This window comes from Brachybacterium sp. AOP43-C2-M15 (assembly GCF_052446295.1).
GTDB lineage: Bacteria > Actinomycetota > Actinomycetes > Actinomycetales > Dermabacteraceae > Brachybacterium.
This window is the reverse complement of record NZ_JBQSWB010000001.1, coordinates 96274-116901: the sequence shown is the minus strand read 5'-3', so window position 1 is coordinate 116901 and position 20628 is coordinate 96274. Positions and strand designations below refer to the sequence as shown.

22 protein-coding genes are annotated in these 20628 nt (G+C 72.4%); 19 read left to right on the top strand and 3 right to left on the bottom strand.

Annotation, left to right across the window (positions count from 1 at the left end; translation table 11 throughout):
• The first annotated feature begins 181 nt into the window (after positions 1-181).
• Together ACT3SP_RS00465 and ACT3SP_RS00460 are read left to right on the top strand one after the other, a co-directional pair.
• On the top strand, positions 182-2386 hold the full coding sequence (locus ACT3SP_RS00465) for a 3-hydroxyacyl-CoA dehydrogenase NAD-binding domain-containing protein (RefSeq protein WP_444585262.1): 2205 nt from the start codon (positions 182-184) through the stop codon (positions 2384-2386).
• A gap of 215 nt (positions 2387-2601) precedes the next feature.
• Complete coding sequence (locus ACT3SP_RS00460; protein WP_444585261.1) at positions 2602-3585, top strand: hypothetical protein; 984 nt, start codon at positions 2602-2604, stop codon at positions 3583-3585.
• Between the two features lie 160 nt (positions 3586-3745).
• Here the strand turns inward: ACT3SP_RS00460 and ACT3SP_RS00455 are convergent, their stop codons facing one another.
• Positions 3746-4972 carry an aminotransferase class I/II-fold pyridoxal phosphate-dependent enzyme gene (locus ACT3SP_RS00455; protein WP_444585260.1) on the bottom strand — a complete coding sequence of 409 codons (1227 nt, stop codon included), beginning with the start codon at positions 4970-4972 and terminating at the stop codon, positions 3746-3748.
• Positions 4973-5291: 319 nt separating this feature from the next.
• Between ACT3SP_RS00455 and ACT3SP_RS00450 the strand changes: the two genes are divergently transcribed.
• On the top strand, positions 5292-5813 hold the full coding sequence (locus ACT3SP_RS00450; protein ID WP_444585259.1) for an O-acetyl-ADP-ribose deacetylase: 522 nt from the start codon (positions 5292-5294) through the stop codon (positions 5811-5813).
• A 41-nt stretch (positions 5814-5854) separates the two neighbouring features.
• On the opposite strand, the gene ACT3SP_RS00445 is transcribed toward ACT3SP_RS00450, so the two are convergent.
• Positions 5855-6406, bottom strand: coding sequence for a GtrA family protein (locus ACT3SP_RS00445; protein ID WP_444585258.1), 552 nt, complete (start codon positions 6404-6406; stop codon positions 5855-5857).
• Positions 6407-6655: 249 nt separating this feature from the next.
• Between ACT3SP_RS00445 and ACT3SP_RS00440 the strand changes: the two genes are divergently transcribed.
• From ACT3SP_RS00440 to ACT3SP_RS00365, 16 genes are all read left to right on the top strand, one after another.
• The gene (locus ACT3SP_RS00440; protein WP_444585257.1) at positions 6656-7456 is read left to right on the top strand and encodes a hydroxymethylpyrimidine/phosphomethylpyrimidine kinase; all 801 of its coding nucleotides are present in this window, start codon (positions 6656-6658) and stop codon (positions 7454-7456) included.
• Between the two features lie 219 nt (positions 7457-7675).
• Positions 7676-8560, top strand: coding sequence for an amino acid ABC transporter ATP-binding protein (locus ACT3SP_RS00435; protein WP_444585256.1), 885 nt, complete (start codon positions 7676-7678; stop codon positions 8558-8560).
• A 146-nt stretch (positions 8561-8706) separates the two neighbouring features.
• Positions 8707-9681, top strand: coding sequence for a glutamate ABC transporter substrate-binding protein (locus ACT3SP_RS00430; RefSeq protein WP_444585255.1), 975 nt, complete (start codon positions 8707-8709; stop codon positions 9679-9681).
• 175 nt (positions 9682-9856) lie between these two features.
• On the top strand, positions 9857-10600 hold the full coding sequence (locus tag ACT3SP_RS00425) for an amino acid ABC transporter permease (RefSeq protein WP_444585254.1): 744 nt from the start codon (positions 9857-9859) through the stop codon (positions 10598-10600).
• Positions 10597-11424, top strand: a complete 828-nt coding sequence (locus ACT3SP_RS00420) for an amino acid ABC transporter permease (protein WP_444585253.1) — start codon at positions 10597-10599, stop codon at positions 11422-11424. Before ACT3SP_RS00425 ends, ACT3SP_RS00420 begins: the two co-directional genes overlap by 4 nt.
• Before the next feature lie 136 nt (positions 11425-11560).
• Entirely contained in the window at positions 11561-12466 is a 906-nt protein-coding gene (locus ACT3SP_RS00415) for an ABC transporter ATP-binding protein (protein WP_444585252.1), read from the top strand.
• Complete coding sequence (locus tag ACT3SP_RS00410; RefSeq protein WP_444585251.1) at positions 12463-13113, top strand: ABC transporter permease; 651 nt, start codon at positions 12463-12465, stop codon at positions 13111-13113. Before ACT3SP_RS00415 ends, ACT3SP_RS00410 begins: the two co-directional genes overlap by 4 nt.
• Positions 13110-13781: an ABC transporter permease gene (locus tag ACT3SP_RS00405; RefSeq protein WP_444585250.1), complete on the top strand. Its 672-nt coding sequence runs from the start codon at positions 13110-13112 to the stop codon at positions 13779-13781. The genes ACT3SP_RS00410 and ACT3SP_RS00405 overlap by 4 nt, the downstream gene beginning before the upstream one ends.
• Positions 13782-13868: 87 nt before the next feature.
• Positions 13869-14834 (top strand): ABC transporter substrate-binding protein, encoded by a 966-nt coding sequence (locus ACT3SP_RS00400; RefSeq protein WP_444585249.1) that lies wholly within the window; start codon positions 13869-13871, stop codon positions 14832-14834.
• Positions 14807-15673: an SDR family oxidoreductase gene (locus ACT3SP_RS00395; RefSeq protein WP_444585248.1), complete on the top strand. Its 867-nt coding sequence runs from the start codon at positions 14807-14809 to the stop codon at positions 15671-15673. The genes ACT3SP_RS00400 and ACT3SP_RS00395 overlap by 28 nt, the downstream gene beginning before the upstream one ends.
• A gap of 106 nt (positions 15674-15779) precedes the next feature.
• Entirely contained in the window at positions 15780-16268 is a 489-nt protein-coding gene (locus ACT3SP_RS00390) for an SRPBCC family protein (RefSeq protein WP_444585247.1), read from the top strand.
• Between the two features lie 139 nt (positions 16269-16407).
• Positions 16408-16986, top strand: coding sequence for a polyketide cyclase (locus ACT3SP_RS00385; protein WP_444585246.1), 579 nt, complete (start codon positions 16408-16410; stop codon positions 16984-16986).
• A gap of 87 nt (positions 16987-17073) precedes the next feature.
• Positions 17074-17625, top strand: a complete 552-nt coding sequence (locus ACT3SP_RS00380) for an SRPBCC domain-containing protein (RefSeq protein WP_444585245.1) — start codon at positions 17074-17076, stop codon at positions 17623-17625.
• Complete coding sequence (locus ACT3SP_RS00375) at positions 17622-18011, top strand: ArsR/SmtB family transcription factor (protein WP_444585244.1); 390 nt, start codon at positions 17622-17624, stop codon at positions 18009-18011. The genes ACT3SP_RS00380 and ACT3SP_RS00375 overlap by 4 nt, the downstream gene beginning before the upstream one ends.
• An 18-nt stretch (positions 18012-18029) precedes the next feature.
• A complete protein-coding gene (gene fdhD, locus ACT3SP_RS00370) occupies positions 18030-18902 on the top strand; it encodes a formate dehydrogenase accessory sulfurtransferase FdhD (protein ID WP_444585243.1) in 873 nt (290 codons plus the stop codon).
• A gap of 58 nt (positions 18903-18960) precedes the next feature.
• Entirely contained in the window at positions 18961-19503 is a 543-nt protein-coding gene (locus tag ACT3SP_RS00365; RefSeq protein WP_444585242.1) for an ASCH domain-containing protein, read from the top strand.
• 9 nt (positions 19504-19512) lie between these two features.
• On the opposite strand, the gene ACT3SP_RS00360 is transcribed toward ACT3SP_RS00365, so the two are convergent.
• Positions 19513-20472: a sugar-binding transcriptional regulator gene (locus ACT3SP_RS00360; RefSeq protein ID WP_444585241.1), complete on the bottom strand. Its 960-nt coding sequence runs from the start codon at positions 20470-20472 to the stop codon at positions 19513-19515.
• Positions 20473-20628 lie beyond the last annotated feature (156 nt).

Sequence of the window (20628 nt, the reverse complement as noted above, 5' to 3'; positions counted from 1 at the left end):
GGCCTGTGCCCTGTGCCCTGCGCTCTGTCGCCTGCGCCCTGCGCCCTGTGGCCCGCGCCCGACGCGCGGCCGCGGTGGACACGCGCCGCCGCTCTGAGGCATGATCTATCTGAAACCCGCAGTATCAGACAACTGCGCGGGAGCCGCCTGCCCTCGACGAAGAGTCCGCGAAAGGTCCCAGATGAGCAGCTACACCGAGCACGTCACCCGAGTCCTCGCCGAGGACCGCGAGCATCCCGGGCTGGGCACCGTGGCCGTGCTGACCTTCGCACCGCCCGAGGGGGAGGAGAAGCGCCCTGCGACCCTCGGTCCCCGCTCGATCGACGCCGTGACCGGCGCGATCGGCGACGCCCTGGACCGTGCCGAGGCCGGCGAGGTGCAGGCGATCGCGCTGACCGGCACCGGGCGCGTCTTCCTCGCCGGCGCCGACCTGTCGATGTTCGCTGACCCCTCTGCGGTCGCAGACGTCGAACCCATGACCCGCGCCGCCCACGACCTGCAGATCCGCGTGCGCACGAGCCCTGTCCCGGTGCTCGCCCACCTCAACGGCGTCGCGCTCGGCGGCGGCCTCGAGGTGGCCCTCATGGCCGACGTCCGCACCGCCGCCCCGGACGTGCGGGGCCTCGGCCTGCCCGAGACCGGGCTCGGCATCCTCCCCGGCTGGGGCGGCACCACCCTGCTGCAGTCCGTCGTCGGCGCCGAGAACGCCGTGCGCATGATCCTCGAGGACCCCGCCCGCGACCGGCAGCTCAGCGCCGAGCAGGCCGAAGAGATCGGCCTGGTCGACGAGATCGCCGAGGACCTCGACACCGCGCTCGACGAGTTCGCCGCCCTCGTCGCCGCGCACGGCGACCTCGACGAGGCCGACGCCGACGTGGTCGACCCCGCGCTCGCCGAGACCGCGGCCGTCGCCGGGCCCGACGCCCCGGGCGCCTGGGTGGGACGCGAGGCGCCCGTGCCCGCCGCCGACACCCCCGAGGCCGAGGCGCTGCTCGACGCGCTCGACGCCGCGCACGGCCCGGCCGAGACCCGCCGCGCCTGGGCCGCGCGCCTCGAGGCGCAGGGCGCTCCCGCCGTCGGCCGCGCCCTCGCGCTGCTGCAGGCGCTGCCCGGCTCGACGCTCCGCGACGCCCTGGACCGGGAGGCCGCCGCCCTCGTCGAGCTCGTGCGCAGCGATGCGGCCGCTGCCTCGATGTACTCCGCGGAGCTGCTGCGCCGCGGCAAGCCCGGCCGCACCCCGGTCGACGGCGCCCGCGAGATCCGTCGCGTCGGCGTGGCCGGCGCCGGTCTGATGGCCTCCCAGATCGCCGCCCAGCTGGCGCTGGGCCTGCAGGTCCCCGTGGTGATGCGGGACCTCGACGAGGACATCGCCGCCAAGGGCCTGGCCGCCGCCCGGGACGTGATCGCACAGGCCGCCGCTCGCGGGAAGCTCGACGAGAGCACCGCCGAGGCCGTCGCCGCGAACCTCTCCTCGACCGCGGAGCTGCAGGACCTCGCCGGCTGCGACCTGGTCCTCGAGGCCGTCCCCGAGGTGCTCGCGATCAAGAAGTCCGTGTTCGGTGAGCTCGAGGGCGTCCTGGACGAGGACGCCCTGCTGGTCACCAACACCTCCTCGCTGTCGGTGGCGCGGATGGCCGAGGACCTCGCCCACCCCGAGCGCGTCGTGGGCCTGCACTTCTTCAACCCCGTCGCCAAGATGCCGCTGGTCGAGGTGATCCACACCGACGCGACCGACGAGACCACCCTCGCCACCGGACTCGAGGTGGTGCGGCGCCTGCGCAAGTTCGCCGTGCGCAGCGCCGACGCCCCCGGGTTCATCGTCAACCGCCTCCTCTTCCGCGTGCTCGGGGCGGTCCTCGCCGCCGTCGACGCCGGGGCGGACCCCGTCGAGGTCGACGCCTCCCTCGACGCGCTCGGCATGCCGATGCGCCCCTTCGAGCTGCTGGACCTGGTGGGCCTCGCGGTCGCGGATCACGTGGGCCGGGTGCTGGTCGACGAGCTCGGGGACCGCTTCCACGCCTCGCCGGGCCTCACCGCGATGGTGGAGCGCGAGGCCCGCTTCACCGAGCCCGCGAAGGGCGCCGTGCACCCGCCGGTCTCGCCCACGGTCGCCGAGGCCTTCGGGACCGGGACGGGCGACGGCGCCGGTGCGCCTGTCGGTGATGCGCTGCTCGAGAAGGTCCAGGACGGCTTGGCCGAGGAGATCGCGCTGATGCTGGACGCGGGCGTCGTCGAGCGGCCCGAGCAGGTCGATCTCGCGCTGATCCTGGGCGCCGGCTTCCCCCGCCACCGCGGCGGGGTGACCCCGTACCTCGACGCCTCCGGTGCCGCGCAGCGCGCCGCCGACAGGACGTTCCACGGGGAGCAGTTCACCGCGCGTCGCTGACCGCACCACCCGGCGTCCGCCCCGTTCCCGTCCCGACGGGAGCAGGGTGGAACCCGTGCGGAGAGGGCGCGCTTCGTGATCGGATGGGGACACGATCGAGCCCGGGCGCCAGCTGGATGCGTCGTACGATGTGGCGCACCGGCCCAGGGGGCTCGGCCTGCACGCACAGCATCAGCAGAGAGGGGACGGCGCCACCGTGGGCGCCGGAGCAGATCATGTCGCAGCCACCGCAGAACGGATGGGGCCAGCCGCAGCCTGGCGACCCCTACGGCCAGCCGTCACCCGGTGGGGGGTACGGGCAGCAGGGATACGGACAGCATGGGTTCGGGCAGCAGGGGTACGGGCAGGATCAGCCCGGCTACGGCCAGCAGGGATTCGGCGACCAGGGGTACGGGGGCCAGGGGCAGCCGTCCCCGAACGGCGCCTTCGGCCAGGACCCGTCCTACGGGCCGAACGTCGGCGACGGCGCCGGCCAGGGCTTCGCCCCGCAGGGCGGCACCCCGAAGACGTCCAACGCGCTGCCGATCATCCTCTGCGCCGGCTGCGCGGTGCTCGTCCTCCTGCTGGTCCTGGTGGGCGGCGGCATCTACCTGTTCACCCGGGGCGGCGAATCCGAGGGCGACGGCGGCGGGGCGGCGACCACCCAGGAGGAGGGCGGCACCGACGAGGGCGGCACCGACGAGGGCGGCACGGACGAAGGCACGGACGAAGGAAGCACCGAGGAAGGCGGCGACGGTGCCGCGGCCGGGGGCGGCGACGGGTCGGAGGACAACCCCTACGCGCTCGGCGAGGAGTTCACGATCGAGGACGGCGAGGGAGGCAGCCTCGACGTCACCGTCGGTGAGATCGACTGGGACGCGACCGACAAGGTGATGGAGGCGAACGCCTACAACGACGAACCCGGCGACGGCGAGACCTACGTGCTGGTCCCGGTGTCGATCACCTACCGCGGTGACGACACGTTCGAGCCCGGCTTCACGCTCTTCGTCGAGTACCACCCCAGCGGGGGCGGCGCATACGCCGACGAGGGGAGCGTGACCCCGAACTCGTGGCTCGAGACCGACACCCTGCAGGACGGGGACAGCACGAGCTGGGAGTTCGGGATCATCGTCCCGGAGGACGATGTGCAGGACGGGACGTTCTCCGTCCAGTACATCCTGGACTTCTCCGCCGACCCGGTGTGGGTCGCCGCCACCTGACCCCGCCCGGCAGTGCATCGACCGTCCGCCCGCACCAGCAGGTGCCGGCGGGCGGTCCTCGTGCGCAGCGGCGCCGGCTGTGCGGCCGTCCCGGGGGCGCCGTGCCCCAGTGCTCCCTGCGGCCCGGAGGGGCCCTGCGCGGATCCGGGCAGGGCCGGGCTCAGCGGCGGGGGGTCGCCCAGGCGTCGAGCTTCTCGAGCGCCCGCTCGATCGTCTCTCTGCTCTTGCAGAAGGCCATGCGCAGGTAGGAGCTCGCCGCACCGGCGTTCCCGTCGCGGTAGAAGGCGGACAGCGGGATCCCCACCACGCCGGCCTCGACCGGCAGGCGCGCGGCGAGGGCATCGGCGTCCCCCTCCCCGAGCGGGCCGGCATCCGCGACCGTGAAGTACCCCGCTTCGGGGATGCTGACGCGGAAGCCGATCTCGCGCAGCCCTGCTGTGAGGAGGTCACGGCGCTCGCGCAGGTCGGAGGCGAGGTCGTGGAAGACGGAGTCCGGCAGCCCCAGCCCGGCCGCCACGGCGGGCTGGAACGGGGCGCCCGAGGAGTAGGTGAGCCACTGCTTCACACCGGTGATGGCCGTGACCAGCTCGGGGCGGGCGGTGATCCAGCCGATCTTCCAGCCGGTCACCGAGAACGTCTTGCCCGCCGAGGAGATGGAGACGGTGCGGTCCTGCGCCCCGGGGAGGGTCGCGATCGGCCGGTGAGAGGTGCCGAAGGTGAGGTGCTCGTAGACCTCGTCGGTGACGATCAGCGCGTCGTGCCGCTCCGCCTCGTCGACGATCGCCTGCAGCGCGGACTCCCGCAGCATCAGCCCCGTGGGATTGTGCGGCGTGTTCACCAGCACGAGTCGGGTCCGCTGCGAGAACGCGCCGCGCAGGGCATCCTCGTCGATGTCCAGGACCAGGTCGCCCGAGCCCTCCTCGGCGACGGAGGTGACCGGCACCGTGCGGTGCACCGCGCCGGTCAGGCCGGTCAGCGCGGCGTACTGGTCGTAGAACGGCTCGATGGTCACGATCTCGTCGCCCGGCTCCACCAGGGCGAGGACCGTGGCGGCCAGCGCTTCCGTCGCGCCGGTGGTCACCAGCACCTCGCGCGCCGGATCCCAGGTCAGCCCGTACCAGTGCTGCTGGTGCTCCGCGATCGCCTCGCGCAGCACGGCCTCGCCGGCTCCTGGCGGGTACTGGTTGCGGCCCTGGCGGATCGCCTCGACCGCGGCCTCGGCGACCTGTGGGGGAGGGGCGTCGTCCGGGTATCCCTGGCCGAGGTTGAGCGCCCCGTGCTCCGCGGCACTCGCGGACATCCGGGCGAACACGGTGGGGCGGGCCTCGCCGTCCTTCATCAGGCCGGCGGCGGCGGTGGCACGGGTCCAGGGGCCGGTGGTCTCCATGGCCCCGAGTCTCTCAGAGGGCCGCGACCGCGGAGCGCCGGTCCACGGCGACGACCAGCTCGTCGGGGGCGGTGACGCGGTCGTCCCCACGGGCAGGGTCCGGAAGCGGGGTCCGGAAGCAGGGTCCGGAAGCAGGATCCGGCTGCTGTCACCGGGGGCCGGGTGCGGGGATCCTGGCCGGGAGGTGGCGCGACAGCGGCCCGGATGGCACATTTCTTCCGTAACCCGCGCCCACTCGCCAGGAGCCGACCACCACCGACGAGCCCGACCACGACGAGCCCGACCACGACGAGCACGACGACGAGCGAAGGAGCCCGACATGGACATCGAGATCCGTCCCGGGGACATCACCACCGCCGAGACCGACGCGATCGTGAACGCCGCGAACTCGGGCCTGCTGGGAGGCGGAGGCGTGGACGGGGCGATCCACCGTGCAGGCGGCCCCGAGATCCTCGCCGCCTGCCGGGAGCTGCGCGCCACGTCGTTCCCGGACGGACTGCCCGCCGGGCAGGCCGTCGCGACCACCGCCGGGAGACTGCCCGCGCGGTGGGTCATCCACACCGTCGGCCCCGTGCACTCCGCGAGCGAGGACCGCTCGGCGACCCTCGCCTCCTGCTATCGCGAGAGCCTGCGCGTCGCCGCCGGGCTCGGTGCCCGCAGCATCGCCTTCCCCGCGATCTCCGCAGGCGTCTACGGCTGGCCCATGGACGATGCCGCGCGCCTGGCCGTGCAGACGGTGCGCGAGAGCGTCGAGGAGCTGGGGGAGACGGTCGGGACCGTCGTGTTCGTACCCTTCGGCGAGGCGGCGGAGAGGGCCTTCCGGGCCCGGCTGGAGGCCTGAGCCGCGCGTCGGCGCACCGGGCCGCCGGCCGACGGCGTGCCTCAGCGCTTGGGGAAGACGAGCCGTCCGTAGGTGACGTAGCGGAAGGACGTCGAGACGATCTGGCCGATGAAGGTCCCCGCGATGTTGTCCGCCAGCACCGAGTCCAGGCCCAGCACATACCTCGAGAAGCCCAGGCAGGAGAGCTGCAGCCCGGTCGCGATGAGGTTGACCAGGATGAACAGCATGACCGACCGGGTGGTGTCCGGGCGCGGGCGGTCCCCGAAGGTCCACAGCCGGTTGCCCAGATAGGTCAGGCAGGAGGCGATCGCGATGGTGAGCACCTTCGCGGTCAGCGGGCTGGCGTGCATCAGCCCCCGGCCCCATCCGTCCGCGGGATGCCAGAACACGAGCAGGTTGTACATCGCGGCGTCGAGCAGGAACACCGCTCCGCCCACCAGGAGGAACTTCACCGTGGGACGCAGATGCTCCGCGACCAGAGCGGACGTCCGCGACGGCGGGGAGGTGCGCGCGCGTGCGGAGGCGCCGGAGGAGGCGGTGGGTGAAGGCGTCTCCTCCGTCGTCGAACCCGTCGTCGATTCCGGCGTCAGCACGCCCGGCACTGTACCCGAGGCGATACCATCGGAGCTCGGCCGCTGCGACGGGCCGGTGCGACCTCACGGACTCGACAGAGGCGCCGGGCCCTGGGAGCGCGCGGCCCGACCGCGGCGACGGGCCGAGGGATCCCCCGCGATCCGGCCCTGGGAGCGCTCGGTCACGGCCGCTGCGACGGCTCCGGTCGGCCCCGCCCGCCGGGCCAGACCCGTGCGGCCTCGACAGTCACACCTCCAAGGAAGGCATCCATGACGCACGTCGCCCTCACCATCGCCGGCTCCGAGACCACCGGAGGCGCCGGGGCGCAGACCGATCTCAAGACGTTCCACCAGCTCGGGACCTTCGGCACCGCGGCCCTGACCTGCATCGTCTCCTTCGATCCGAAGAACGACTGGGGCCACCGCTTCGTGCCCGTCGACCCGCAGGTGATCGCCGACCAGATCGAGGCGACCACCACCGTGCACGAGATCGACACGGTGAAGATCGGCATGCTCGGCACCCCGGCCACGATCGACACCGTCGCGTCCTCGCTCGCCGAGCGCCGCTTCACGAACGTGGTGCTCGACCCGGTGCTCATCTGCAAGGGCCAGGAGCCCGGTGCCGCGCTCGACACCGACAACGCCCTCAAGGAGAAGATCCTCCCGCTGGCGACCTTCGTCACCCCCAACCACTTCGAGGCCATGACGCTGTCCGGGATGGACAGCATCGAGAGCGTCGAGGACCTCACCGAGGCCGCCCGCCGCATCCACGACGCCTACGACGTGATCGTGCTGGCCAAGGGCGGCGTGGTGCTCGACGGGCCCGAGGCGGTCGACGTCTTCCACGACGGCGAGCAGACCGTCGAGCTGCGCAGCCCCAAGATCGGCGAGCACCGCGTCTCCGGTGCCGGCTGCACCGTGGCCGCCGCGGTCACCGCCGAGCTCGCCAAGGGTGCCACCCCGCTCGAGGCCGCCCGCACCGCGAAGGCTCTGGTCACCAGCTCCATCGAGAACCGGCAGCCGGGCGCCACCCCGTTCGATGCCGTCTACCAGGGCGCCTACCGCGCCTGACCGACCCCACCGTCGAGGCGTGAGCCGCCAGGCCCGGAGCCCTCGAGTCCCGGTGACCGGACGGTCTGGTGCACGTGAGTTCCCACCGTGGAACACAGGAGTGCCGGACCGGCCGGTCGTCCCGTGAGTGCATCGCGGATCGATCACGAAACCGTTCCGAAGTGTGAACGCGTAACCCGCCACCTGGACAGATGTCCGATCGCACAGCATTCTCAGGACATGAACGAGAGCACCACGCCTCCGGGGGCGCACCGGGAGGACGCCCCGGATCCCGCGTCGTCCCCGGCCCCGTCGTCCTCGCAGGGGACGACGGGCGGGGACGCCGCACCTGCCGCCCGCGGCTCCTCGCGGCGCCCCGCCCCGACGGGCGACCCGCTGATCTCCGCGCGCGGCGTCGACAAGTTCTTCGGCGACTTCCAGGCGCTGAAGGACATCGACCTCGACATCCACCGCGGCGAGGTGGTCGCGCTGATCGGCGCCTCCGGCTCCGGGAAGTCGACGCTGTGCCGATGCCTGAACCGCCTGGAGACCATCACCCACGGCGAGATCACGATCGACGGCGAGCTGCTGCCCGAGGAGGGCAGGGACCTCACGCGGCTGCGCGCCGACGTCGGCATGGTGTTCCAGAGCTTCAACCTCTTCCCGCACCTCAAGGCCATCGACAACGTCACCCTCGGGCCGCGCAAGGTGCGCGGCGCCTCCAAGGCGGATGCGGACCGGCAGGCGATGGAGCTGCTCGAGCGGGTCGGTCTCGCCGACAAGGCGAACTCCCTGCCCACCGCCCTCTCCGGCGGTCAGCAGCAGCGCGTCGCGATCGCCCGCGCCCTCGCCATGAAGCCCAAGGCGCTCCTCTTCGACGAACCCACCTCGGCGCTGGACCCCGAGGTCATCAACGAGGTCCTGGACGTCATGACCGAGCTGGCCGAAGCGGGGATGACGATGCTCGTGGTCACCCACGAGATGGGCTTCGCCCGGCACGTCTGCGATCGCGTGGTCTACATGGACCACGGCGAGATCGTCGAGCAGGGCGAGCCGGAGCAGTTCTTCACCGACCCGCGCAGCGACAGGGCGAAGGCGTTCCTCAGCAAGATCCTCGCGCACTGAGCTCGCACCGCACTCCTCTCACCCTCCGCCCACACCGACCGCCCGCCCCGGCGAGCACCCACCGACCGCCGCGACCGCGGACCCCGGCCCCGGCCGGACCTGACACTCCGCTCCTCAGGGAGCGGATCGAGAGACTGGAGAGATCCATGACCAGCACGAGCTTCCGACCCGGCCGGCGCGCCGTCGTCGCCGCGGCCGCCGCCCTGCCCCTCGTCGGCCTCGCCGCCTGTTCCAGCGACACCGGGGACGGCCCCGATCTCGGCGCCGAGGGCGGCGACGAGGAGGGCTCGCCCTTCGCCGACGTGATCGCCTCCGGCCCCGTGGCCGAGGACGACGCCGTCGCCGCGAGCCCCTGGGCCGCCGCCATCAAGGACAAGGACCAGCTGATCCGCGGTGGCACCGTCGCCAACCAGGTCTTCTCCCTGGCCTCGACCTCCGGCGGCCAGCCCACCGGCTTCGACGCCGGCATCACCCAGCTGCTGGCCAAGTACATCCTCGGCGAGGGCGGGGAGGAGAAGGTCGAGTACATCGACACCACCGTCGAGACCCGCGAGACCCTGATCCAGAACGGCACCGTGGACTGCGTGATCGCGACCTACTCGATCACCCCCGAGCGCCTCGAGGTCATCGACTTCGCCGGCCCCTACTACCTCTCCGGCACCGCGATCCAGGTGCGCGCCGAGGACGCGGAGACGATCTCCGGCCCCGAGGACCTCACCGGTCTCGAAGTGGTCACCCAGGCCAACTCGACCGGGATCCAGGCCGCCGAGGAGAACATCCCGGACTACGACGCCTCCCTCGTCCAGACCCTCCCGGACAACGAGTCCTGCGTCGCGGCGCTCAAGCAGGGCCGTGCCGACGCCTACGTGCTGGACCAGGGCGTGCTGCTCGGCAACTCCGCGGCGGACGACGAGGTCGTGGTGGTCGGCGAGCCCTTCGTGGACGACCCCTACGGCATCGGCCTGTCGCAGGACAGCGAGGACGCCGTGGAGTTCGTCAACACCTTCCTGCAGCAGATCATCGACTCCGGCACGTGGGACTCGCTGTGGTCCGCGACCATCGGCGAGGTCATGGACGGCGACGTCCCCGAGCCGCCCACCCCGGGCGACCTGCCGGCCTGACCCGCGGCACCCGATCCGCGGCTCTCGCTCCGCGGGGCCCGTCCGGCGGGACCCGACCTGCGGGATCCCTCCCGCGCCGGCCGAGAACCGCTGACGCCGACCGGGGGCGGTCCGCCCGCCGGACGCGCCGCGGACGCCCCCGTCGGCCACCCCCGACAGCACCGAGAGGCACTTCATGGCATTCCTTCGAGGGATCGTCCTGTACCTGCAGGAGAGCATCGCCCTGCTCCTGGACAATCTCCCCCTGCTGCTGGCCGGGGTCGGCTACACCGTCGCGCTCACCGTCGTGGGATACGTGCTCGCGCTGGTCCTCGGCACCGTGCTCGCGGTGTTCCGCGTCAGCCCGGTGCCGCCGCTGCGCTGGGCCGCGACGGTGTACGTCGAGATCTTCCGCAACATCCCGCTGCTGAGCCTGCTGATCCTCATCGCCTTCGGGCTGCCGGACGTCGGGCTGAAGCTGCCCTACTTCTGGTGCGGGGTGCTCGGCCTGACGCTGTCCTCGGGCGCCTTCGTCTGCGAGAACGTGCGCTCGGGCATCAACACGGTGCCCATCGGCCACGCCGAGGCGGCCCGGTCGATCGGCCTCGGCTTCCTCGGCACGCTGCGCTTCGTGGTGCTGCCGCAGGCGTTCCGGGCCATGGTCCAGCCGCTGGTGAACGTGTTCATCGGCACCGTGATCGGCTCCGCGCTGTGCTCGGCGATCGCGGTCACGGAGATCACCTGGGTCACCCAGACCCTCAACATCCAGTCCGGGCGCGCGGTGGTCATGTTCATGGTGGCCGGCATCGTGTACCTCGGCATGTCGCTGGGCGGTGCGGCGCTCGGCGGCGTCATCGAGCGAGCGGTCTCCCCGAGCCGGGACAGAGGGCGTTCGACGTCTGGCAGCAGGCTGGACGTCACGGCAGGAGCACAGGCATGACCACCACGTCCTCCTCCGCCACCCAGGTCCTCTTCGACGCCCCGGGGCCCAAGGGCCGCCGCCGCATCCTGCTGCTGTCGGTCCTCAGCGTCGCGGCGATCCTCGCACTGCTGGCCGCGGGGCTGTGGCAGTTCCATGCCAACGGCCAGCTCGACCCGAACAGGTGGATCGTCTACCTGCGGGTCGACTACCTCGCCTTCCTCGGGCACGGCCTGTGGGGCACGCTCAAGGTCACGGCCCTCGCGGCCGTCGTCGCCTTCCCCTTCGGACTGGTGCTGGCGCTGGCGCGGATCTCGCGGTTCTCGCTCCTCAGCGCCGTCGCGGTGACCTGGATCGAGTTCTTCCGCGGCATCCCGATGCTGCTGGTGGTCTACGCGTTCCTGCTGGCGCTGCCCGCGTTCGGGGTGACCTTCCCGCGGTTCTGGATGCTGGTGATCCCGATGATCCTGGTCTCCAGCGCCGCCACCGCCGAGGTGTTCCGCGCGGGCATCAAGGCGGTGGACCGGGGCCAGCACGAGGCCGCCGCCGCGATCGGGCTGAGCCGCCGCGACGCCCTCGTCTCGGTGGTGCTGCCGCAGGCGGTGCGCCTGGTGCTGCCCAGTCTGATCCTGGCGCTGGTGACCCTGCTGAAGGACTCCACCCTCGGCTACGTGGTCAGCTACAACGAGCTGCAGTTCCAGGGCAAGACGCTGGTGTCCATCACCCGCTACCTGGTGCAGACGTATCTCGTGGTCTCGGTGATCTACATCGTCATCAACTTCCTGCTCACCCGTGTCGCGCTCGCCCTCGACGCCCGGATGAAGGCCCGCGCCGCCGCGAGCTGAGCGCGGTGCGGAGGACCGGCGTCCTCTCGACCGCTCGGTCCACGGCTCGCGTGCACCGACCGGACGGGGGCGCATCTGGATAGGGTGGAGCGTCCGGCAGAGACAGCTCGTCGGCCCGACCCCGCTGGGAGGCCCCGTGATCGGATTCGAGAACGTCCGCAAGGAGTACCCGGGCGGCACGCTGGCCGTCGAGGACTTCAGCCTGGAGATCGCCTCGCACGAGTGCGTGGTCCTGGTGGGCACGTCCGGCTCGGGCAAGACCACGCTGATGCGGATGGTCAACCGCATGGTGGATCCCACCTCCGGGCGGGTGAGCATCGACGACGAGGACGTGGCGAGCCTGGACCCGGTGCGGCTGCGCCGCTCGATCGGCTACGTCATGCAGGCCTCGGGGCTGCTCCCGCACCGCACCGTGCTCGACAACATCACCACGGTGCCCGTGCTGCGCGGCACCGCGAAGGGCGAGGCGCGCACCCGAGCCCACGAGCTGATGGAGACGGTCGGCCTGGACCCGGCCCTCGCCGCCCGCTACCCGGCCCAGCTCTCCGGCGGTCAGCAGCAGCGCGTCGGGGTGGCGCGCGGGCTCGCCGCGGATCCGAACATCCTGCTCATGGACGAGCCCTTCGGCGCCGTCGACCCGATCGTGCGCACCGAGCTGCAGCGCGAGCTGCAGCGGCTCCAGCGCGAGCTGCGCAAGACGATCGTCTTCGTCACCCATGACATCGACGAGGCGTTCCTCCTCGGCGACCGGGTGGTGATCCTCAAGCCCGGCGGCATCGTCGCGCAGGTCGGCACCCCGCAGGAGATCCTCGCCGAGCCCGCCGACGACTTCGTGAGGACGTTCGTGGGGGCCGACCGCGGGGCCCGCACCCTGCACCTCGAGCGGGTCGACGGGCAGGATGTCGTGGTCGACGCCGAAGGGCGCGCGGCCGGCGTGCTCGCGGCCTCCGGTCAGCGGTCGGCAGGGGAGTCCTCGGCAGGCGAATCCTCGGCAGGGGAGCCGTCGTCGGGCGAGCGGCCGACGGGGGAGCGGCCCTCGTGACCTGGGTCCTGAACAACCTCGACGTGATCGCCACCTACACCGGCGCCCATCTGGTGCAGGCGCTGCCGCCGATCCTGGTCGCGTTCGTGCTCTCCCTGCCGCTGGCGAAGCTCGCCAACGCCCGCGGATGGCTGCGCACCTCCGTCACCACCACCTCCGGGCTGATGTACGCGATCCCCTCCCTGCCGCTGTTCGTGCTGCTGCCGGGCCTGATCGGCACCAGCGTGCGCAGCCCGTTGAACATCTCGATCGCGCTGTCGCTGTACGGGCTCGCGCTCATGGTCCCCACCGCCTCGGACGCCTTCCGCTCCGTCAGCCGCGACGTGCTCGGCTCCGCGACCGCGCAGGGCTACGCCCCCGCCGCCCGCTTCCTGCGGGTCGAGCTGCCGCTGGCCGGCCCGGTCCTGCTGGCCGGGGTGCGGGTGGTCGCAGTGAGCACCATCTCGCTGGTCACCGTCGGCGGCGTGCTCGGGGTGCCGAGCCTGGGGATGCTGTTCACCGACGGGGTGCGCCGCGGGATCGTGGTCGAGATCGCCGCCGGGATCGTCGTCACCGCCGCCCTCGCCCTGCTCACCGACGCCCTGCTGGTGCTGCTGGGCCGTGCGGTGATGCCCTGGACACGCAGGCAGGGGGTGCGCAGGCCATGACCGGCAATCCCTACCTCGAATCCCTGCTCTGGCTCGCGGATTCCGAGCGCTGGTCCGGGCCCGCCGGGATCCCGATGCGCGCCCTCGAGCACCTCGGCTACACGGCCCTGGGAGTCCTCGTCGCCGCGCTGCTCGCTGTGCCCGTCGGCCTGTTCGTCGGCCACACCGGATGGCTCAAGGGTCTTGCCGTCGCGAGCGCCGGTGCCGCCCGGGCCCTGCCCACGCTGGGCCTGGTGACGCTGTTCGCCCTGCTCATGGGCATCGGGCTCACCGCTCCGCTGCTGGCCTTCGTGATCCTCGCGATCCCCTCGCTGCTGGCCGGGGCCTACTCCGCGGTGGAGTCGGCGGACCCCGCCACCGTCGACGCCGCCCGCGCCCAGGGCATGACCGAGCTGCAGATCCTCACCCGCGTCGAGCTCCCGCTGGGCATGCCGCTGCTCATCGGCGGGGTGCGCGGCGCGACCGTGCAGGTCGTGGCCACGGCGATGCTCGCGGCGTATGTGGGCAACGGCGGTCTGGGGCGGTACATCTTCCAGGGCCTCGGCTCCCAGAACTATCCGCAGATGATCGCCGGCTCGCTGCTCGTGATCGCGCTCGCCCTGCTCCTGGACCTCGCCCTGCTGCTCGTCCAGCGGCTCACCGCCCCGGCCGGGGCGCGGGCCGCGTGAGCGCCCATGACCGCCCATCACCACCCGCGACCATCCCTGACCGCTCGTGATCATCGTGGACCCATCGCCCCACCGGAGGAGAACCTCATGACCATCCACAGCACCCGCCGCCACCTGCTCGGCGCCGCCGGCCTCGGCGGCCTCGCCCTCGGTCTCGCCGCCTGCGGCAACGACGACCCCTTCGAGGAGGAGGACGGCGGCGGCGAGGGAGGCGGCGGCTCCGGCGGCGACGGCTCCGACGAGGGTGCCGGTGAGGGCGCCATCGCCGTCGGCTCCCAGGCCTACTACTCCAACGAGATCATCGCGGAGTTGTTCGCCCAGGTGCTCGAGGGGGAGGGGCTGACCGTCGACCGCCAGTACCAGATCGGCCAGCGCGAGGTGTACATGCCCGAGCTCGAGCAGGGCTCGCTCGACGTCATGCCCGAGTACCTCGGCAACCTGCTCCAGCACTACGAGTCCGACGCCGCGTCCGCGGCTCCCGAGGAGATCCACTCCGCGCTCGACGAGGCGCTGCCGTCCGGACTGCGGGTGCTCGCCTTCGCCGAGGCCTCCGACCAGGACTCCTACACCACCACCTCCGAATTCGCCTCCGCCCACTCCCTCACCTCGATCGGCGATCTCGCCGGCGTCGACGAGGACCTCAAGGTCGCCGCCAACAGCGAGTTCGAGGTGCGCCCCTACGGCCCCGAGGGGGTCGAGGAGGTGTACGGGGTCGAGCTCGCCGTCGTGCCCGTCGAGGACTCCGGCGGGCCGCTCACGGTGCAGGCCCTGCTCGATGGGGACGTGCAGCTGGCGGACATCTACACCGCGGATCCTGCGATCGCCGAGAACGACCTGGTGGTGCTCGAGGATCCCGAGTCGCTGATCCTTCCGCAGAACGTGGTGCCGGTGGTGGGCGAGAGGGTCGACGACGCCGCCCAGGCGGCGATCGAGGCTGTGATCGCCGAGCTCAGCCCCGACGACCTGGTCGAGCTGAACCGGCAGAGCGTCGTGGACCAGAGCGCCTCGGCGGAGATCGCCTCGACATGGCTGGCGGAGAAGGGTCTGATCTGATGCGGGTGGTGGTCACCGGCGCGACCGGGACGGTGGGCGGGCAGGTCTCCCGCCTGCTCTCCGCCGCCCCGGGGATCGAGCTGCGGACGACGGGGCGCAGCCCGGAGCGCGCTCCGCAGATCGAGGGAGCGACGTTCCTGCGCGTCGATTTCGCCGACGCCGCGGCCTGCCGGGGGGCCTTCGCCGGCGCCGACTCCCTGCTGCTGGTCTCCGCCGGGGAGGCGTCCGACCGGCTCGAGCAGCATCGCACCGCGATCGCGGCCGCCGTCGAGGCCGGGGTGGGCCACGTCGTCTACACCTCCTTCCTCGGCGCCTCCGCGGAGGCGGAGTTCACCCTCGCCCGCGACCATGGGCAGACCGAGCAGATGCTGCGGGACTCGGGGCTGGCCTGGACGTTCCTGCGCGACAGCTTCTATTCCGAGGTGCTGCTCGACTTCGCCGGCCCCGAACGGGTGATCCGCGGGCCGGGCGGCACCGGGCGCTGCGCCTTCGTCTCCCGGCGCGACGTGGCGGAGGTCGCCGCGAGCATTCTGCGCGACCCCGGCCCGTGGCGAGGTCGGGTCCTGGACCTCACGGGCCCGGTGGCCGTGTCCCTCGCCGAGGCGGCGCTGCTCATGACCCGTGCCCGCAGGGAGGAGTACGAGTACGTCGACGAGACCCTCGCCGACGCGCGGGCATCCCGCGCCCCGTACCAGGCCCCCGACTGGCAGGTCGAGGCCTGGATCAGCACCTACACCGCGATCGCCGCGGGCGCGCTCGATGTCGTCACGGACGATGTCCGGGAGGTGCTGGGGCGGGAGCCGATCGCTCTCGCCGAGGCGGTGGCCGATCCGCTGTGAGCTCTGCGCTGCTCCGCCTGCTGTGAGCTCTGCGCTGCTCCGCCCGCTCGACCGGGCGGTCGGGAGAGAGGTGACGAGGGCGGGGCGGGTGAGGCAGGGTGAGGCCATGACCCAGAACCAGACGCACCTGACCGTCACCCGCACCGTCGACGTCCCCGCGAAGGACCTCTTCGACCTGCTCTCGCTGCCGGCGAGGCATCACGAGTTCGACGGCTCCGGGACCGTCCGCAATGCCGACGACACCGAGCGGATCGGGAAGTCCGGCGAGAAGTTCGTGATGAACATGAACCGCGAGGCGATGGGCGGCGACTACCGCACCCACAACTTCGTCACCGCTTACGACGAGAACAAGATGATCGGCTGGCAGCCGGCCCCCGAGGCGGAGGACGGCACCGCGCCGACCGAGCCGCTCGGCTGGGAGTGGCTCTACCAGCTCACGTCCCTCGGCGCGGACTCCACCGAGGTGTCCCTGACCTACGACTGGTCGAAGGTCACGGACGAGAAGCTGCTCGAGAAGGTCGGTTTCCCGGCGATCCCGCAGGAGGACCTCGAGGAGTCGCTGAACCTGCTGGCCGCAGCAGTCACGAAGCCCTGACGGGCACTGCGGTCACGAGGCCCTGACGGGCGGCGCGGTCACGACGCCGGACGGCCGCGGAGGTCGCCGGAGCGCCGGACGTCTGAGAAGCTTCTTCCGGGCGGCGACGGGGCCGCCTCCCGACCCGAGGAGCACAGTCATGGCCGACCAGTCCGCTCTCCCCTCCGGCGCCGAGGTCCCCGACGAGATCTCGCTCAGCATCCCGATCGCGGCGAGCGCCGAGACCGTGTTCGCGATCGTCCGCGAGCCGGGGTGGTTCATCAACGACGGCGAGCACCGCGAGCACCGGATCAGCGTGGACGGTCCGGTGACCAGTGTGGTCGACCCTGTCCACGGCACCTTCCAGATCGCGACCGAGGCGCATGAGCCGCCCCATCGGGTCGCCTTCCGCTGGCTCGGCGGCGGGCTCGGGGAGATCGCCGACGCCCCCCACAACACCGTCGAGTTCATCATCGACCCCGCCGGCACCGCCGCGAGGAACCAGGTGCGGCTCACGGTGCGCGAGCGCGGCTTCGCCCGCCTCGGCGTCGACGAGGAGCTGCGCCGACGCAACTACGAGGAGAACCTGGCGGGCTGGGAGCAGCAGCTGGAGCTCGCGCGCGACCTGGCCGAGAGCCGTCACAGCGGCACCGGAAGCGGCACCGAGAGCCCCGACAGCAGCGACGACGGGGACGCCGACGGCGGCACCGACGAGCCGGATCGTGCCCCGACCCCATAGTGCAACTCATGGGTTGTACTACGGGGTCTGCCGTGCCAGGGTGGAGCCGTCGGCCGGATCGTCCGGCACGACCGCCGAGGAGCAGCCATGAGCACCGCCCCCACCCCTCTCACCACGGACGACGTCCCCGACGAGATCCTGCGCAGCATCCACGTCGCGGCGAGCGCCGAGACGGTGTTCGACGTGATCAGCGAGCCGGGATGGTTCATCAACGACGGGGAGTACCGCGAGCATCGGATCACCCGTGAAGGCCCGACCGCGATCGTGGTCGACCCGGTCCACGGCGGGTTCCAGATCGGCACCGTCGAGCTCGACCCTCCCCGGAGGGCCGTGTTCCGGTGGCTGAGCGGCGTTGCCGGAGCGCTCGAGGACGGCCCCGCCACCACCATCGAGTTCACGATCGAGCCCGAGGGGGAGGGCGTCCGGCTCACCGTGCGCGAGACCGGCTTCGCGGGGATCAGCACCGACGCCGAGCGGCGGGCCCGTTACGAGGACAACCTCGGCGGCTGGATCGAGGAGCTCGACGTCGCGAGGGTGCAGGCCGAAGCGCGGGCAGGGGCTCCGGCCGACCCGCGGGCCGGTGCGTCGGACGGGCCGCGGGCCGGCGGGCCCACCGGGCCGCGGCCTGCGAGGGCATGACCGCGCGCCCCGCCGCCGAGGCCCTGCTCGGCGCGGACGCCGACCGGGCCTTCGGCGCCCTCGCCGATCCCACCCGTCGGCAGATCCTGGTGCGGCTGGCCGAGCGCCCGGACGATGCCGGAGCCGTGGCGCGGGACCTCGACCTCACCCGTCAGGCGGTCGCCAAGCAGCTGCGACTGCTCGAGGAGGCCGGGATCGTCTCCGCGACACGGCAGTCCCGCCGACGGGTTCACGCCGTGGAGGCCTCGCGGCTCCGGGAGATCTCCGACCTGCTCGGACTCGTCGCGCAGGGCTGGGACCGGCGGCTCGCCGGGATCAGGGACGAGGCGGAGCGCCGCGAGCAGGAGCGCGACCCCACCACGAGCGACCGGCCGTCGCGCAGGTGAGCGGGCTATCCTCGAGGGATGGGCAGGGTCACCGACAGCACGCGACTGCGCACCGTCCGGGTGCGCGACGGCCGGCTGTACGCCGGGCGCAAGGGCGACCACGTCGCCGTCGAGGAGCCCCTGGACATCCGCCTGAACGGCCGCGCGCTCTCGCTCACCATGCGCACCCCCGGCCACGACGTCGAGCTCATCCACGGTGTCCTCCACGGGGAGGGCCTGGTGCGCGACCGCGAGGACGTCATCGAGGCACGCTACTGCGACGGGGCAGTGGTCGACGACGGCAGCGGATTCGCCCGCAACACCTACAACGTCATGGACGTCACGACAGCTCGTCCGCAGCTGCTGCCACCGGCGACCAGGAGCTTCATCACCACGTCGGCCTGCGGCGTCTGCGGCTCCGAGAGCATCGACGCGGTGCGGCAGAAGAGCCGCTACACGCTCCTGCACAGCTGGTCGGTGGATCCGCGCACGCTTCTCACCGCCGCACGCTCGCTCACCGGGCAGCAGGAGGTCTTCGCCCGCACCGGCGGGGTGCACGCCGCCGCTCTCGTGGACCTCGAGGGGAACCTGCTGGTGGTGCGCGAGGACGTCGGACGGCACAACGCGGTCGACAAGGTGATCGGCTGGGCCCTGCTCGAGGACCGCCTGCCGCTGCGGGACTGCTTCCTGCTCGTCTCCTCGCGGGCCGGCTTCGAGATCGCGCAGAAGGCATACATGGCCGGTATCCCACTGCTGGCCTGCGTCTCCGCGGCGAGCTCGCTCGCGGTGGACACCGCCGAGGAGTTCGGCATGACCCTCGTCGGCTTCACCCGCGCCGCCGAGGACGGCGATGGCCGCATGAACGTCTACACCCATCCAGAGCGCCTGGACCTCTCCGCCGCCGAGGGCTGAGCACGCCACCGGTGGCGGCGTCGGGGCTCCGGGCGTCGCGTCGATCGAGGAGGTGCCCGTGACCGCTCCCGACCGCAGGGAGGATGCCGGCCCTGCTGGTGCGGCTGGTCCGGCAGGTTCTTCAGGTTCTGCTGGTGCGGCCGGTGGTGTCGACCTCGCGGACCTCTGGGCCGAAGCCCGTGCGGAGCATCCCGCGCTCCCCGCCGAACCGCCCGAGGCCTGGGCCTTCGGTGCGACGCCTGAGCAGGCGGACGACCTGCTCACCCTGGTGCTCGAGGGGACCAAGACGGCGTCGGCGGCGGAGGACTACGAATCCGACGGCGAACCGCTCCCGGTCGTCGGTGACCTGTCGATCGTGCTGGACGGTTCCGGGCTGCCGCGTGCCGTCCTCGAGGTGAGCGAGATCGAGATCGTCCCCTTCGGCGAGGTCACCGCCGAGCACGCCCGCGCCGAGGGGGAGGGCGACCGGAGCCTCGCCGCGTGGCGGCGCATCCACGAGCAGTTCTGGACAGAGCACTCCGCGCGAGGCTTCTCCCCGGACATGCCCGTGGTGTGCGAACGATTCCGCGTGCTGCACGTGTGGTCACCTCGCCGACCCTGACCTCGCCTGTCACGGCAGCGCCAGCAGGCTCGCGGCGGTGACCTCGTCGACGACGACGTCGGTGGCGACGCCGGCGCGCAGGGCGGCCCGCAGGGGCAGGGCCTTGCGGGAGCCGGCCGCGAGGAGCAGGCGGTGCGGGATCCGCGCCAGCTGGGAGGGGTCCGGACCGGAGCAGCGGGCGTTCATGCCGATGTCGCGGAAGGTGCCGTCGGCCCGGAGGAAGACGGTGCAGACGTCCCCGACGGCGCCGTCGGCCCGCAGCGACCGCAGGTCGTCGCGGGTCAGGTAGTTGTTGGTGTAGACGTGGCTGGGGACCTCCGCGTCGAAGGCGCCCACGCTGAACACGGCCAGCGTGCACTGCTGCTGGGCCTCGAGGACCCGGTGCACCGAGCGCTCGTGCCACATGGCGTCCCGGGTCGCGGCATAGTCGAAGAAGGCGGGCACGGGGAAGTGGTGCACGGTCGCGTCCCAGAGCGTCGCGGCCCGCGCGAGCACCGTGGAGACGTAGGTGAGCCCGGAGCCCTCGGTGTTGATGGCACCGTTCAGCTGGACGATCCGCAGGCCGGGCACCGGGCGGGGGTGGAGGGATCGCACCAGGGCCGCGAGCGTGGTGCCCCAGGCCATGCCGACGGTCATGCCCGGTTCGAGCATCCCGTCGAGCACCTCCGCGCCGGTCTCCGCGACGGACTGCAGGCGCTCGCGCTCGCCGTATCCCGAGACCACGGGGACCATGTGGACTCGCACCCCGTACTGGCGGGCGATGCGGCGCCGCAGCTCCTCGACGCGGTGGGCGCCGGGCGGCCGCAGGGAGATCTGGACGAGTCCGGCATCGCGGGCATCACGCAGCATGCGCGAGACGGTCGAGCGGGAGACCCCCTGGGCGGCGGCGATCGCTTCCATCGTCTGCTGCTCGCCGTAGTACATCCGTGCAGCCTCGTACAGCGCATCGAGGCGGGAATCGGCAGTCACGGACCCAGTGTTGCACGTTCGTGCATCGCGCTTGCGAAATGCTGCACGGAGGTTCCACCATGTGCAGACCAGGTGCCGCGGCCTACGGCGGCGCCGACGACGGATCCGGCCGCGAGGGCCGGATGCCGCCGGGCAGATGTCACGGCAAAGGAGCAG

What these genes read in the sequence shown, in the direction of transcription:
- ACT3SP_RS00465 (WP_444585262.1), top strand. Translation starts at nt 182, where the DNA reads ATGAGCAGCTACACCGAGCACGTCACCCGAGTCCTCGCCGAGGACCGC.
- ACT3SP_RS00460 (WP_444585261.1), top strand. Translation starts at nt 2,602, where the DNA reads ATGTCGCAGCCACCGCAGAACGGATGGGGCCAGCCGCAGCCTGGCGAC.
- ACT3SP_RS00455 (WP_444585260.1), bottom strand. Translation starts at nt 4,972, where the DNA reads ATGGAGACCACCGGCCCCTGGACCCGTGCCACCGCCGCCGCCGGCCTG.
- ACT3SP_RS00450 (WP_444585259.1), top strand. Translation starts at nt 5,292, where the DNA reads ATGGACATCGAGATCCGTCCCGGGGACATCACCACCGCCGAGACCGAC.
- ACT3SP_RS00440 (WP_444585257.1), top strand. Translation starts at nt 6,656, where the DNA reads ATGACGCACGTCGCCCTCACCATCGCCGGCTCCGAGACCACCGGAGGC.
- ACT3SP_RS00435 (WP_444585256.1), top strand. Translation starts at nt 7,676, where the DNA reads ATGAACGAGAGCACCACGCCTCCGGGGGCGCACCGGGAGGACGCCCCG.
- ACT3SP_RS00430 (WP_444585255.1), top strand. Translation starts at nt 8,707, where the DNA reads ATGACCAGCACGAGCTTCCGACCCGGCCGGCGCGCCGTCGTCGCCGCG.
- ACT3SP_RS00425 (WP_444585254.1), top strand. Translation starts at nt 9,857, where the DNA reads ATGGCATTCCTTCGAGGGATCGTCCTGTACCTGCAGGAGAGCATCGCC.
- ACT3SP_RS00420 (WP_444585253.1), top strand. Translation starts at nt 10,597, where the DNA reads ATGACCACCACGTCCTCCTCCGCCACCCAGGTCCTCTTCGACGCCCCG.
- ACT3SP_RS00405 (WP_444585250.1), top strand. Translation starts at nt 13,110, where the DNA reads ATGACCGGCAATCCCTACCTCGAATCCCTGCTCTGGCTCGCGGATTCC.
- ACT3SP_RS00400 (WP_444585249.1), top strand. Translation starts at nt 13,869, where the DNA reads ATGACCATCCACAGCACCCGCCGCCACCTGCTCGGCGCCGCCGGCCTC.
- ACT3SP_RS00395 (WP_444585248.1), top strand. Translation starts at nt 14,807, where the DNA reads ATGGCTGGCGGAGAAGGGTCTGATCTGATGCGGGTGGTGGTCACCGGC.
- ACT3SP_RS00390 (WP_444585247.1), top strand. Translation starts at nt 15,780, where the DNA reads ATGACCCAGAACCAGACGCACCTGACCGTCACCCGCACCGTCGACGTC.
- ACT3SP_RS00385 (WP_444585246.1), top strand. Translation starts at nt 16,408, where the DNA reads ATGGCCGACCAGTCCGCTCTCCCCTCCGGCGCCGAGGTCCCCGACGAG.
- ACT3SP_RS00380 (WP_444585245.1), top strand. Translation starts at nt 17,074, where the DNA reads ATGAGCACCGCCCCCACCCCTCTCACCACGGACGACGTCCCCGACGAG.
- ACT3SP_RS00375 (WP_444585244.1), top strand. Translation starts at nt 17,622, where the DNA reads ATGACCGCGCGCCCCGCCGCCGAGGCCCTGCTCGGCGCGGACGCCGAC.
- fdhD (WP_444585243.1), top strand. Translation starts at nt 18,030, where the DNA reads ATGGGCAGGGTCACCGACAGCACGCGACTGCGCACCGTCCGGGTGCGC.